A 13,208-nucleotide genomic window follows, 5' to 3' on the forward strand; every position below is an offset into this window, starting at 1 on the left:
TTTGTAGGTAGACTTTAACAAACTCCAAAAAAAAGTCCAGTGTTTGTCGGATTTATGGCGACACCGGGCCCAGACGTAAAAAATGACCATCAAAGTTCATGAAAAACTGTTGCTGACCGGTGCTGCCGGCGGTTTGGGCAAGGCCTTGCGCGAGCGCCTGAAGGCCAATTGTTCGGTGCTTCGCTTGTCCGACGTCCAGCCTTTCGGCGCCGCCGCGGCCGGCGAAGAAGTGGTGCTGGCCGACCTGGCCGACTCCGCCGCGGTGCACACCATGGTCCAGGGCGTGGATGCCATCGTCCACCTGGGCGGTGTCTCGGTGGAAGGGCCTTTCGGCCCCATCCTGCAGGCCAACATCCTGGGCGCCTATAACCTGTATGAAGCGGCGCGCAAGAACGGCGTCAAGCGCATCGTCTTCGCCAGTTCCAACCACGTCACCGGCTTTTACCGCCAGGACCAGACCATCAACGCCGACCACCCGCCGCGCCCCGACGGCCTGTACGGCCTGAGCAAGGCTTTCGGCGAAGACCTGTCGCGCCTTTATTTCGACCGCTACGGCATTGAAACCGCCTGCGTGCGCATAGGCTCCTCCTTCGCCGAGCCCAAGGACCGCCGCATGCTGGCCACCTGGCTGAGCTTTGACGACCTGCACCGCCTGATCACCGCCTGCCTGACGACGCCGGTGCTGGGCCATAGCATCGTCTTCGGCATGTCCGACAACGCCGTGACCTGGTGGGACAACAGCCGCGCCCGCCATATCGGCTACGTGCCCAAGGACAGCTCCGACATCTTCCGCGAGGCAGTCTATGCCCGCACCCCCGCGCCCGACTTGAAGGACCCGGTGGCCCAGTACCAGGGCGGCGGTTTTGTCGTGGCCGGCCCCTTCGGCGACTGAGCATCTCTCTATATATATGAGTGAAGCTCAAGCTGAACTGGTCCTGGATGCGCGCAACGGCGTGGGCGAAAGCCCCGTCTGGGATGCGGCTGAACAGGCGCTTTATTGGGTCGACATTCCCGCGCGCAGGCTTTGCCGCTGGAGTGTGGCCGACGCCGCTCTGACCGAATGGCTGGCGCCTGAAATGCCCGCCTGCATTGGCCGCCTGGGTGCGAAGGACTGGATTGCCGGCGCCGAAAGCGGCGTGTTCCGCATCAGTCCGAAGGCCGGCGGCGAGCTTGGCTTTGACCGGCTCACAAGCGTGACCCACGCCCAGGCCGGCATGCGCTTTAACGACGGCCGCTGCGACCGGCAGGGACGTTTCCTGGCCGGCACCATGCAGATGAACATGGCCGCGGGCGCGCGCGTCGGCAACATCTACAGCTACCAGGGCAACGGCCTCAAACTGCTGCTCGAGGGTTTCATCACCCCCAACGGCATGGCCTTCAGCCCGGACGGCCGCACCATGTATTTGTCGGACTCGCACCCTTCGGTGCAGTCGGTGTGGGCGTTTGATTACGACACCAAAACCGGCATCCCGTCGAACCGGCGCCTCTTCATCGACATGAACCCGCTGCCCGGCCGGCCTGACGGCGCGGCTGTCGACGCCGACGGCTGCTACTGGATCTGCGGCAACGACGCCGGCCTGGTTCACCGCTTCACGCCCGCCGGCAAGCTGGACCGTTCGCTGGCCGTGCCCGTGAAGAAGCCCGCCATGTGCGCCTTCGGCGGCGCCGGGCTTGACACCCTGTTCGTGACATCGATACGCCCTGAAGGTGTCGATCTATCTGACCAGCCGCTGGCCGGCGGTGTGTTCGCGTTGCGCCCCGGCGTTCGCGGGCTGCCCGAAACCGCGTGCCTGTATTAAAAGTTCCCGCTACCCGCTTTCCACCACCAACCTTAGAGGATGAGACATGAAGATTAAAAAAACATTGTTTGCCGTAGCCGCCGCCCTGGCGCTGATGCCGATGGCAAGCTTTGCCACCGAGTTCCGCTCGTCGGACATCCACCCCGACGGTTACCCCACCGTCGAGGCCGTCAAGTTCATGGGTGAGCGCCTCAAGGTGCTGACCAACGGCAAGCACAGCATCAAGGTGTTCAACAACAGCGCACTCGGCAGCGAAAAAGACACGATCGAGCAGACCAAGATCGGCGCCCTGGCGATGACGCGCGTGAACATCGCGCCGATGAACAACATCTGCCCCGAAACGCAGGTTCCGACCATGCCTTTCCTGTTCCGCTCCAAGGATCACATGCGCCATGTGCTGGACGGCCCCATCGGCGAGCAGATCCTGGCTTCGTGCGCGCCTCAAGGCTTTATCGGCCTGGCGTATTACGACAGCGGTGCGCGCAACCTGTACACGGTCAAAAAACCCGTTCGTTCGCTTGCCGACGCGAAAGGCCTGAAAGTGCGTGTTCAGCAGTCGGACCTGTGGGTCTCGTTGCTGGAAGCCATGGGCGCGAACGCGACGCCCATGCCGTTTGGCGAGGTGTACACCGCGCTGAAGACCGGCCTGGTTGACGCCGCCGAAAACAACTACCCGTCGTATGAAAGCTCGCGCCATTTTGAAGTGGCGAAGTTTTACTCCATCACCGAGCATTCGATGGCGCCTGAGATGCTGCTGTTCTCCAAGCGCACCTGGGACGGCCTGAGCGCCGATGACCAGAAGGCCATTCGCCAGGCGGCCAAGGAGTCGGTGCCTTACATGCGCAAGCTGTGGGACGAGCGCGAGGAAAAATCGCTGGCGACCGTCAAAGCCGGTGGTGCCGAGATCATCCAGGTCGACAAGGTGTCTTTCCAGAATGCCATGAAGCCTGTTTATGACAAGTTCATCACCGACGCTGCGCTGAAGAGCCTCGTCAAACGGATCCAGGACACCAAGTAAGTCTTGATCCCGCGCCGGCCTGTTCCCAACCTGGGCGGAGAGCCTGGCCTTGCTGCTGGTGCTGTATGTCACGATGTTCGGCACGGCGGTGGGCGTTCGCGACGCCGGCCATATCGGGCTGGAATCCTTTCTGGTTCTCGCGCCGGAAAGCCTTCGCCTGAAGATGGAGTACCTGATTCACGCGCTGGTCATGCTGTTCGGCGCCGCCATGGCTTACAACTGCGCCTCGCTGGCGGAGTCCGTGTGGAGCTACCGCTTGCCCACCCTGTGGATTTCCGAGGGATGGCGCTATGTTCCCGCAACGATTGCGGGCGTTCTCATCGTGATGTTCTCCATTGAACACATCATCGCGCTCGCCAAGGGCCAAGAAGTCGAACCGGCCTGGGGCTAAGCAACATCATGACAATTCCATTACTCATTCTCTGTATTTCCTTCACGCTGTTCCTGCTGCTCGGCGTGCCGGTGGCGTTTTCCATCGGCCTGTCCGCGCTGGCCACGCTGCTGTATGAAGGCCTGCCGCTGGCGGTCGGCTTCCAGCAGATGACCTCCGGCATGGGGATCTTTTCCTTTCTTGCGATTCCGTTTTTCATCTTCGCTGGTGAACTGATGCTTTACGGCGGGATTGCCGACCGCATCGTGAACCTGGCGCGCAACCTGGTCGGCCATGTACGCGGTGGCCTGGGCATGTCCAACGTGGTGGCTTGCACCTTGTTCGGCGGCGTTTCGGGTTCTCCGGTGGCCGATGTGTCCGCCATGGGCGCCGTCATGATCCCGATGATGAAGAAAGAGGGCTACCACGCCGACTACGCCGTCAACGTGACGACGCATGCGGCCCTGGTGGGCGCGTTGATGCCGACCAGCCACAACCTGATCATCTATTCGCTGGCCGCCGGCGGCAAGGTGTCGATTGCGGCGCTGATCCTGGCGGCACTGGTGCCCGCGGCGATCCTGACCATCTGCAACCTGGCGGCGGCCTACCTGGTCGCCGTGAAACGCGGTTATCCAGCCGGCAGTTTTCCGGGATGGGCAATTGTTGCGCGCTCGCTCGCCGCGGCGCTGCCGGGCCTGATGATTGTCGTGCTGATTCTCGGCGGCATTCTGTCGGGCATCTTCACCGCCACCGAATCCGCCGCCGTGGCTGTCCTGTATGCGCTGGCCCTGACCATCTTTGTTTACCGCACCCTGAAGTGGGAACATTTCATCAAGGCCGCCTCCAAAGCCGTCAAGACGACCGGCGTCATCCTGCTGCTGATCGGCATTTCCAGCACCTTCGGCTACCTCATCAGCCTTTACGGCGTCGCGGAACTGACGGGGCAGATGCTGTCGCAGGTCACCACCACCCCGTGGGTGATCTTCCTGCTGATCAACATCATCCTGTTCGTGCTGGGAACCTTCCTGGACATGGCAGCCACCATCCTGCTGTGCACCCCGATTTTCCTGCCGATCGCCCAGCACTACGGCATGAGCTCGGTGCAGTTCGGCATCGTGCTGCTGATCAACTGCGCGCTGGGCCTGAACACGCCGCCGGTGGGTACCACCCAGTTCGTGGGCTGCGCCATAGGCGGGGTGTCCGTGGGCACCGTGATGCGCACCATCTGGCCTTTCTACGGCGCGCTGATTTTCGCGCTGGCACTGGTCACGTTTATTCCCGCGTTCTCCATGTGGCTCCCGAGCCTGTACATGGTGGTCGGTAAATAAAGGAATCGCACGCCATGGCCGCACCGCTTCACATCCGCATGCACCCTCGCGACAACGTCGCGATCGTCGCCAACGACGGCGGCCTGCCCGAGGGCACCGCCTTCGCGGACGGCCTGCGGCTGGTGGAGCGTGTGCCCCAGGGCCACAAGGTGGCGCTGGTGGATTTGCCGCAGGGCGCGGCGGTGCTGCGCTACAACGTGCCCATCGGCTATGCGCTGAAAGACATTCCCGCTGGCAGCTGGGTGCATGAGCGCCTGCTGCAAATGCCCGACGCGCGTTCGCTGGACAACCTGCCCAAGGCGACGGTGCGGCCCGAGCCGCTGCCGGCGCTGGAAGGCTATACCTTCGAGGGCTACCGCAACCCGGACGGCTCGGTCGGCAGCCGCAACATCCTGGCCATCACCACCACGGTGCAGTGCGTGGCCGGTGTTGTGGACTTTGCCGTCCAGCGTATCAAGGCCGAACTGCTGCCGCGTTTTCCCAATGTCGACGACGTGGTGGGGCTGGAGCACACCTATGGCTGCGGCGTGGCGATCGACGCGCCCGACGCCATCATCCCGATACGCACGCTGCGCAACATCAGCCTGAACCCCAACTTCGGCGGCGAGGTCATGGTGGTCAGCCTGGGCTGCGAGAAGCTGCAGCCCGAGCGCCTGCTGCCCCCCGGCAGCATACAGATCATCGACGAGCGCAACGTGGCCGACGTGGGCACGACGGCCGAAGCCGCACTGGACGTGGTCTGCCTGCAGTCCGAGAACCACGTCGGTTTCATGTCCATGATCGACTCGATCATGGAGACCGCCTTGTTGCACCTGGAGCGGCTCAACGCGCGCAGGCGCGAGACGGTGCCCGCCAGCGAACTGGTGGTGGGCGTGCAGTGCGGCGGCAGCGACGCGTTTTCCGGCGTGACGGCGAACCCGGCGGTGGGTTTTGCCACCGACCTGCTGGTGCGCGCCGGCGCGACGGTGATGTTCTCCGAAACCACCGAGGTGCGCGACGGCATAGACCAGCTGACCTCACGGGCCAGCACGCCGGAAGTGGCCGAGGCCATGATCCGCGAGATGGCCTGGTACGACGCCTACCTGCAAAAGGGGCGCGTGGACCGCAGCGCCAACACCACGCCCGGCAACAAAAAAGGCGGCTTGTCCAACATCGTCGAAAAGGCCATGGGCTCCATCGTCAAGTCCGGCAGCGCGCCCATCAGCGGCGTGCTCTCGCCGGGTGAAAAGGTCAAACAAAAGGGCCTGATCTACGCCGCGACGCCCGCCAGCGACTTTATCTGCGGCACGCTGCAGCTGGCCGCGGGCATCAACATCCACGTGTTCACCACCGGCCGCGGCACGCCTTACGGGCTGGCGGAAGTACCGGTGATCAAGGTGGCCACGCGTACCGACCTGGCGCGGCGCTGGCATGACCTGATGGACATCAACGCCGGCCGCATCGCCGACGGCGACGCCACGATCGAAGACGTCGGCTGGGAGTTGTTCCAGTTCATGCTGGATGTGGCCAGCGGCCGCAAGAAAACCTGGGCCGAGCACTGGAAGCTGCACAACGCGCTGGTGCTGTTCAACCCGGCGCCCGTGACCTGAGCCGTCCATCAACAACAAAAGGAGACAGACCATGAACATCGTTCCCTCAAATTCCCGCGCACTGCGCCTGGCTTTTCGGCTGCTGGCGGCAGCCGGCCTCGCGGCCTCCGCCGGTGCGGCTTCCGCCGCCACCTGGGTGTACGTGTCGAATGCCGACAGCCAGGAAATCTCGGTGCTCGAGCTGGACCGTGCCCAGGGCACGCTCAAGCCGGTGGAGACCGTGAACGTGGGCGGAGCCGTGATGCCCATGGCCGTGAGCCCGGACAAGCGCTTCCTGTATGCCGCGCTGCGTTCCCAGCCTTTCCGTGTCGTGAGCTTCGCTATTGACGGCGCCAGCGGCAAGTTGCGCAAGCTCGGCGAAGCGTCGCTGGCCGACAGCATGGCCAATATCGACACCGACCTGACGGGGCGCTGGCTTTTCGCGGCGTCCTATCCCGGCCACAAGATCACCGTCAACGCCATCGACAAGGAGGGCAAGGCCGGCGCCATCCAGCAGCTGATTCCCGGGATCGCGAATGCGCACGCCATCCATGCGGATTCGGCCAACCGTTTCGTGCTGGCCACCAGCCTGGGCAACGACAACGTGACCAGCTGGCGCTTTGACGCCGCCACCGGTGTGCTCTCGCCCAATGATCCGGCGCTGACCGCCTCCGCCGCAAAATCCGGCCCGCGCCATTTTGTCTGGGACAAGGCGCAGCGCTTTGCCTACCTGCTCAATGAGCTGGACGCGCAGCTCCAGGTGTTCGCCTGGGACGGCAGCCGCGGCACGCTCAAGCTGCTGCAGACCCGGACCACRCTGCCGGCGGGTTTTGCCGGCAAACCCTGGGCCGCCGACCTGCACCTCACACCCGACGGCCGTTACCTCTACGCCTCGGAGCGCACGTCCAGCACGCTTTCAGCCTTCCGTGTCGATGCCGCCACCGGTTTGCTGGAGTCCCTGGGCCAGACGCTCACCGAGAAGACCCCGCGCGGCTTCGCCATCGACGCCGCGGGACGTTACCTGATCGCGGCGGGCCAGGACTCGCACAGCGTGTCCGTGCACGCCATCGACGCCGCGACGGGCGCGCTGGGCGCACCGAAGCGGCTGCCCGTCGGCAAGAACCCGAACTGGATTGAAATCGTCGAGATGCCCTGAGAGGCCGAACAGTCCATCCACTCACCCCGACACAACACAACACAACACACCTGAAGGAGACACCCTCATGCAACGCCGTATCCTGCTCACTACCGCGCTGGCCGCCRTGGCCGGCCTTTCAACGCTGACCGCATTCGCCCAGGGCAACTGGCCTACCGGCAAGCCCATCACCTACCTGGTGCCCTTCGCCGCGGGCGGCACCACCGACGTGCTGGGCCGCCTGATCGGGCAGAAGCTCGGTACGGCGCTGGGCACCACCATCATCGTCGACAACAAGCCCGGGGCGGGCGGCAGCGTCGGTTCGGAAGTGGGCTCACGCGCCGCGCCGGACGGCTTCACACTGGTGGGCGGCACAGTCAGCTCGCATGCGATCAACGTCAGCCTCTATCCGAAAATCGGCTATGACCCGATCAAGTCATTTGCGCCCGTCACGCTCATAGGCACCAACCCACTGGTCCTGGTGGTCAACCAGGCCAGCCCCTACAAGACCCTGAAGGACGTGCTCGAAGCCAGCAAGGGCAAAAGCGGCGGCCTGTCGTCCGCCTCGGCCGGCACCGGCACCTCGCAACACCTTTCGCTGGAGTTGCTGGCTTTCCGCTCCGGCGTGAAGTTCACGCACATCCCCTACAAGGGCAGCGGCCCGGCCATCCAGGACGTGATCGGCGGGCAGGTGGACATGATGTTCGACACCAGCGTCGTGGCGGCACCGCACATCCAGAGCGGCAAGCTGCGCGCGATCGCGGTGACCTCCGCCAGCCGGCTGGCCTCCATGCCGGACGTACCGACGGTGGCCGAGTCCGGCTTGCAGGGCCTGGCCAACTTCGAAGTGCTGTCCTGGCAGGCCATCTTTGCGCCGGCGGGAACGCCCGCGCCTGTGGTCGACCGCCTGCACACCGAGATCGCCCGCATCCTGGCGGAACCTGAAATGCAGGGAAAGCTCAAGGGCTTCGGCATGGAGCCGGCCAATATGACGACGGCGCAGATTGCCGCTTTCCAGCGCGCCGAAGTCGCCAAGTGGGCGCAGGTGATCAAGGCGGCGAACATCAAGGCCGAATAACGCGGCATGCCCGCACGCTGATTCCAACAGAAACGTAAAAGCACATCACCATGACACAAGCAACTCCCTACCAACCGTTTCCCAACAGCTTCAAGCGCGACCTGTTGGCTGGAAAAAAGCTGATCGGCTGCTGGTCGTCGCTGGCCAATGCCATCACCACCGAGGTGCTGGGCGTGGCCGGCTTCGACTGGATCCTGCTTGACGGCGAGCATTCGCCCAACGATGTGGGCACCTTCATTCCCCAACTGATGGCGCTCAAGGACAGCCCCAGCGCGCCTTTTGTGCGGCCCACCAGCAACAACGAGGTCGAGATCAAGCGCCTGCTGGACGCCGGTTTCTACAACTTCCTGGTCCCCTTCGTCGAAAGCGCGGACGAGGCGCGGCGCGCGGTGGCCGCCACGCGCTACCCGCCGCAAGGCGTGCGCGGCGTGTCGGTATCGCAGCGCAGCAACCGCTACGGCACGGTGCCCGAGTATTTCAAGGGCATCAACGACCAGATCTGCGTCGCGTTGCAGATCGAAAGCAGCGCCGGTGTCGCGGCTTCGCGCGCGATTGCCGAGGTCGAAGGCGTGGACTGCATTTTTGTCGGCCCTTCCGACCTGGCGGCCGGCCTGGGCCACCTGGGCAACGCGAGCCATCCCGATGTACAAAAAGCCATTGCCGCCGTGTTTGCGAACGCCAAGGCCTGCGGCAAGCCCACGGGCATTCTGGCCCCGGTGGAAGCCGACGCGCGCCGCTACATGGAAATGGGCGCCACCTTTGTGGCCGTGGGCAGCGACCTCGGTGTGTTCCGCTCCGCGACGCAAGCCTTGCACGACCGTTACCGCGCCTGATCGGCGCCATCGTTTCCGACTGAATTTTTGACTGGAGTATTTTGAAATGAGCAAGCTTGGATTTATCGGCCTGGGCATCATGGGCAACCCCATGGCGGCGCACCTCATCGCGGCAGGGCACGAAGTTTTCATGACCACCTTGGGCAAGGTGCCCGCGGAACTGTTGACCGGCAAGGGCAAGGCCTGCGATTCCATCACCGACGTGGTGAAACAGGCGGACATCATCTTCCTGATGCTGCCTGATACCCCCGACGTAGCCAAGGTGCTGTTCGGCGAAGGCGGCGTGGTGGGCGCGCTGACCAAGGGCAAGACGGTCGTCGACATGAGCTCCATCTCGCCGATGGACACGAAAGAGTTCGCCAAAAAAATCAATGCCCTGGGCTGCGACTACCTTGACGCCCCGGTGTCGGGCGGCGAAGTCGGCGCCAAGGCGGCCAGCCTCACCATCATGGTGGGCGGCCCGCAAGCGGCCTTCGACCTCGTCAAGCCGCTGTTCGAGCTGATGGGCAAGAACATCACGCTGGTGGGCGGCAACGGCGACGGCCAGACCTGCAAGGTGGCCAACCAGATCATCGTGGCGCTGAACATCGCGGCCGTCGGCGAAGCCCTGCTGTTCGCCAGCAAGGCCGGCGCCGACCCGGCCAAGGTGCGCCAGGCGCTGATGGGCGGCTTTGCCTCCTCGCGCATCCTGGAAGTGCACGGCGAGCGCATGATCAAGCGCACCTTCGCACCCGGTTTCCGTATCGGCCTGCACCAGAAGGACTTGAATCTGGCGCTCAGCGGCGCGCGCACCCTGGGCCTGGCCCTGCCGCAGACGGCGGGCGCCGCCCAGCTGATGCAGGCCTGCGCCGCCAACGGCATGCAGGACCTGGACCACTCCGCATTGGTGCGGGCGCTGGAGCTCCTGGGCAACCACGAAGTCGCGAAATCGGCCTGAGCAGAAAGACAGGCGCGCACGAGGAGCCCGAGAGAGGTTCCCGACGCGGCGGAGGGGTAACCGCTTTTTWGACCTTCAGGAGACAAACATGGCTATCAATCGACGAGAACTTATTGCGGCTTCAGTGGCCATGGGTGTGGGCGCTGCAACCGGCGCCGCCAACGCCCAGGCCGGATGGCCGTCCAAACCGATACGCCTGGTGGTTCCTTACCCACCGGGCGGCTCTTCGGACATCATCGCCCGCGCCATCGCGCAGCCTTTGTCCGAAGCGCTCAAGCAGTCGGTCATCGTGGACAACAAAGCCGGCGCCAACGGTAACCTGGGCGCCGACATCGTGGCCAAGTCCGCGCCCGACGGCTACACGCTGCTGCTGTGCGACACCGGCGCGCTGGCCATCAGCCCTTCGGTCTACCCCAAGCTGAGTTTCGACCCGTCCAAGGATTTGCGCGGCGTCACCATGCTGGCGTATTCACCGCACCTGCTGGTGGTCCATCCTTCGGTGCCCGTCAGCAACCTCAAGGAACTGGTGGCGTTGTCGCAGAAGACCGAGTTGAATTTCGCGGTGACGGCCATGGGCAGCGCGCCGCACCTGGCCGGCGTGGCCGTCGAACGGGCCAGCAAGGCCAAATGGCAGTACATCCCCTACAAGGGCGGCTCACAAGCCGTCAGCGACACCATCGCCGGGCAAACCCAGATCCTCATGAACGGCATGCTGGCCACTTTGCCGCATGTGCAAAGCGGCAAGCTGAAAATCCTGGGCGTCTCCAAGAGCACGCGCATGCCGCTGATCGGCAATGTGCCGACGCTGGCGGAACAAGGCCTGGCGAACTTCGAGTCCGGCACCTGGCAGGGCCTGCTGGTGGCCAACGGCACGCCCGCGGCCATCATCAACCGCCTCAACAACGAGCTCATCAAGATCATCCGCAGCCCGGACATACGCGCCAAGCTGGCGGGGCAGGGCGCCGAGGTCGTGACCATGACGCCGGCGCAGCAGGACGGCTTCTTCAACCAGGAACGCAGCCGCTGGGCCAAGGTCGTCTCGGACGCCAACATCAAGTTAGACTGAAGAGTGTTTGCGTGAATTAGTGGTGATATCGCCGCTTGTCTTTGGACGGCSGCGAGTCATCCGTGTGAACATCCGTGAAGGGATTCAAACACTGACAAAATACGAGCCAGCCCGTCAGAGGCGGCCGTTACGACCTATCCAGGAGACAAAATTGCGTATTTCTTTCAAGGGGCTCTTATGCCTCTCTTTCGCGCTATGCGCGAGCACCGCGATGGCCCAGACCAAGCTGCGGGCCTGGAACATCCACCCCGACGGCTACCCGGTCTCGGAAGCCCTGAAGAGCTTTGTGGAACAGGTCGCCAAAAGCACCGGCGGCCGCTACAACATCGAGCTCTTCAACAACGGCTCGCTGGGTGACCAGCCCAAGGCGGTGCAGATGCTCAAGAGCGGCGAGATCGACGTAGCCGAATTCAGCTCCGGTCCCTTGTCGGACGCCGTGCCGGGCATCAAGGTGCTGAACCTGCCTTTCCTGTTCACCGATTCAGCCCATATGTTCCGCCACCTGGACGGCAAGCTGGGCGAGCGGTTTTCCGCCAACCTGAAAACCGCCGGCTTCGTGGTGCTGGGCTGGTATGACGGCGGCGGCCGTTCGTTTTACTGCGTCAAGCCCGTGAACAACATCCGGGACCTGGCCGGCATGAACATCCGGGTGCAGCAGTCCGAGGTCTACATCGAAATGGTGAAACTCATGGAAGCCAAACCGGTGGCCTTGCCTTTCAAGGAAGTGCTGGGCGCGCTGGAGCAGGGCAAGGTTGATTGCGCCGAGAACAACCTGCCTTCGTATGAATCCACCGGGCACTACAAGGTCGCCAAAAACGTCTACATGACCAACCACGTGATCTCGCCCGAGGCGCTGGTGGTGTCGACCAAGCTCTGGGACAAGCTCARCAAGGAAGACAAGGCTGCGTTTAGCGAAGCCGGCGCCAAATCCGCCATCCTGATGCGCGAGCTCTGGAACAAGCGTGTCGCCGCGGCCCTGGAGACCACCACCAAGCAGGGCTCGCAGTTCGTCAAGGTCCGGGATGCCTCGCCCATGGTCAGGCGCATGGGGCCGCTGTACGGCAAGTACATGGCCGACCCCACCACGCGTGAAGAACTGCTGACCATCATTGCCAAGTGAGCGGCGCGGATTCTCCCCTGTTGCTCGATGCCGCGGACGACGTGGTGCTGGGTTACGACAGCATCGAAGGCGTGGTGGGCGGCTCGCCCTCCGTGGGCGCCTTTGTCGGGCGCTATGCCGGGCGTATAGAAAATGCGCGTTTCAAACTGGGCGGTGTGGAACACCAGCTGGCCGCCAACAACGGCCCGCACTGTCTGCACGGCGGCCTGCGCGGCTCACGCTTCCAGGTGTTCGATGCGGTGCAGCACAACGATTCCAGCGTGGAGATGCGCTATGTGTTTTCCGACGGCGAGGAAGGTTTTCCCGGAACACTGGCYTTGAACCTGACGTACAGCGTGACGGATGAGAATGAGCTGGTGCTCGATTACGAAGCGGTGGCGCTCGATGCGCCCACCGTGGCCAACTTCACCACGCATGCCTTCTTCAACCTCGAAGGCATGAACAGCACGCGGAGCGGCAGCGCTCTGGGGCATGAAGTCATGATTTGCGCGAGCCGTTATTTCGGGATGACGCCCGAACTGATTGCCACGGGCGAGCTGTTGCCGGTGCATTCTGACATGCGCAAGCTTTTTATGAGGTGCTGAAGCGGTACAGCGTGCGGCCCTGGCGGCCCTGCCCCGGCGCATGGACGGCCGAAGAGAAGGAGGGTATGTTGGGCGCGTTCGGGTAGCCCTGTGGCTCAAAGCACAGGCTTTGCTGCTGCACGTAGCGCCTGCCGCCCTTGCCCGGCCCACCGGCCAGCGCTTCACCGGCCACCATGCCGGTGTAGAACTGCATCGTGGGTTCGGTCGACCAGACCTCCATTACGCGGCCGCCGGCCGGCGCGCGCACGCGCGCGCAAAGCGCCAGCTCACCCGCTGTGTCGCGGTCTATCGCGAAGCAGTCGTCGTAGCCCGCGACACCGCCCGCGGCCTGCAGACCGTGCACCCGCGTATCCAGCACCGCCGGTTGCCGGA

Annotated in this window: 13 protein-coding genes and 1 pseudogene; 13 read left to right on the forward strand and 1 reads right to left on the reverse strand. The window is 63.9% G+C overall.

The annotated features are described in order from the left end of the window. Window positions 1-82 precede the first annotated feature (82 nt). From AC1D0P_RS16280 to AC1D0P_RS16340, 13 genes and pseudogenes are all read left to right on the forward strand, one after another. On the forward strand, window positions 83-892 hold the full coding sequence (locus AC1D0P_RS16280; RefSeq protein ID WP_477677697.1) for an NAD-dependent epimerase/dehydratase family protein: 810 nt from the start codon (window positions 83-85) through the stop codon (window positions 890-892). A gap of 16 nt (window positions 893-908) precedes the next feature. Then, window positions 909-1,799: an SMP-30/gluconolactonase/LRE family protein gene (locus AC1D0P_RS16285; protein ID WP_477677698.1), complete on the forward strand. Its 891-nt coding sequence runs from the start codon at window positions 909-911 to the stop codon at window positions 1,797-1,799. Window positions 1,800-1,845: 46 nt separating this feature from the next. Further along, window positions 1,846-2,817: a TRAP transporter substrate-binding protein gene (locus AC1D0P_RS16290; RefSeq protein WP_477654148.1), complete on the forward strand. Its 972-nt coding sequence runs from the start codon at window positions 1,846-1,848 to the stop codon at window positions 2,815-2,817. A gap of 25 nt (window positions 2,818-2,842) precedes the next feature. After that, window positions 2,843-3,208: pseudogene (locus AC1D0P_RS16295) on the forward strand (TRAP transporter small permease); the annotation flags it as partial. 8 nt (window positions 3,209-3,216) lie between these two features. Then, window positions 3,217-4,515 carry a TRAP transporter large permease gene (locus tag AC1D0P_RS16300; protein WP_477654146.1) on the forward strand — a complete coding sequence of 433 codons (1,299 nt, stop codon included), beginning with the start codon at window positions 3,217-3,219 and terminating at the stop codon, window positions 4,513-4,515. Window positions 4,516-4,529: 14 nt separating this feature from the next. Continuing rightward, complete coding sequence (garD, locus tag AC1D0P_RS16305) at window positions 4,530-6,104, forward strand: galactarate dehydratase (RefSeq protein ID WP_477677699.1); 1,575 nt, start codon at window positions 4,530-4,532, stop codon at window positions 6,102-6,104. 31 nt (window positions 6,105-6,135) lie between these two features. Beyond that, the gene (locus AC1D0P_RS16310) at window positions 6,136-7,239 is read left to right on the forward strand and encodes a lactonase family protein (RefSeq protein WP_477677700.1); all 1,104 of its coding nucleotides are present in this window, start codon (window positions 6,136-6,138) and stop codon (window positions 7,237-7,239) included. Window positions 7,240-7,306: 67 nt separating this feature from the next. Then, entirely contained in the window at window positions 7,307-8,296 is a 990-nt protein-coding gene (locus tag AC1D0P_RS16315) for a Bug family tripartite tricarboxylate transporter substrate binding protein (RefSeq protein WP_477677701.1), read from the forward strand. A 50-nt stretch (window positions 8,297-8,346) separates the two neighbouring features. Next, complete coding sequence (gene garL / locus AC1D0P_RS16320; protein WP_477677702.1) at window positions 8,347-9,129, forward strand: 2-dehydro-3-deoxyglucarate aldolase; 783 nt, start codon at window positions 8,347-8,349, stop codon at window positions 9,127-9,129. Between the two features lie 46 nt (window positions 9,130-9,175). Then, entirely contained in the window at window positions 9,176-10,066 is an 891-nt protein-coding gene (gene glxR, locus AC1D0P_RS16325; RefSeq protein WP_477677703.1) for a 2-hydroxy-3-oxopropionate reductase, read from the forward strand. An 88-nt stretch (window positions 10,067-10,154) separates the two neighbouring features. Then, on the forward strand, window positions 10,155-11,132 hold the full coding sequence (locus AC1D0P_RS16330) for a Bug family tripartite tricarboxylate transporter substrate binding protein (protein ID WP_477677704.1): 978 nt from the start codon (window positions 10,155-10,157) through the stop codon (window positions 11,130-11,132). Window positions 11,133-11,343: 211 nt separating this feature from the next. Further along, window positions 11,344-12,252: a TRAP transporter substrate-binding protein gene (locus AC1D0P_RS16335; RefSeq protein WP_477677705.1), complete on the forward strand. Its 909-nt coding sequence runs from the start codon at window positions 11,344-11,346 to the stop codon at window positions 12,250-12,252. Further along, window positions 12,249-12,836 carry an aldose epimerase family protein gene (locus AC1D0P_RS16340; protein ID WP_477677706.1) on the forward strand — a complete coding sequence of 196 codons (588 nt, stop codon included), beginning with the start codon at window positions 12,249-12,251 and terminating at the stop codon, window positions 12,834-12,836. The genes AC1D0P_RS16335 and AC1D0P_RS16340 overlap by 4 nt, the downstream gene beginning before the upstream one ends. On the opposite strand, the gene AC1D0P_RS16345 is transcribed toward AC1D0P_RS16340, so the two are convergent. Continuing rightward, the coding region (locus tag AC1D0P_RS16345; RefSeq protein ID WP_477677707.1) for an aldose epimerase family protein at window positions 12,823-13,208 on the reverse strand (386 nt) is incomplete at its 5' end. The two genes, AC1D0P_RS16340 and AC1D0P_RS16345, sit on opposite strands and share 14 nt — an antisense overlap.

The sequence above is a fragment of the Polaromonas sp. P1_G2 genome, assembly GCF_056405515.1.

What these genes read in the sequence shown, in the direction of transcription:
- AC1D0P_RS16280 (WP_477677697.1), top strand. Translation starts at nt 83, where the DNA reads ATGACCATCAAAGTTCATGAAAAACTGTTGCTGACCGGTGCTGCCGGC.
- AC1D0P_RS16285 (WP_477677698.1), top strand. Translation starts at nt 909, where the DNA reads ATGAGTGAAGCTCAAGCTGAACTGGTCCTGGATGCGCGCAACGGCGTG.
- AC1D0P_RS16290 (WP_477654148.1), top strand. Translation starts at nt 1,846, where the DNA reads ATGAAGATTAAAAAAACATTGTTTGCCGTAGCCGCCGCCCTGGCGCTG.
- AC1D0P_RS16300 (WP_477654146.1), top strand. Translation starts at nt 3,217, where the DNA reads ATGACAATTCCATTACTCATTCTCTGTATTTCCTTCACGCTGTTCCTG.
- garD (WP_477677699.1), top strand. Translation starts at nt 4,530, where the DNA reads ATGGCCGCACCGCTTCACATCCGCATGCACCCTCGCGACAACGTCGCG.
- garL (WP_477677702.1), top strand. Translation starts at nt 8,347, where the DNA reads ATGACACAAGCAACTCCCTACCAACCGTTTCCCAACAGCTTCAAGCGC.
- glxR (WP_477677703.1), top strand. Translation starts at nt 9,176, where the DNA reads ATGAGCAAGCTTGGATTTATCGGCCTGGGCATCATGGGCAACCCCATG.
- AC1D0P_RS16330 (WP_477677704.1), top strand. Translation starts at nt 10,155, where the DNA reads ATGGCTATCAATCGACGAGAACTTATTGCGGCTTCAGTGGCCATGGGT.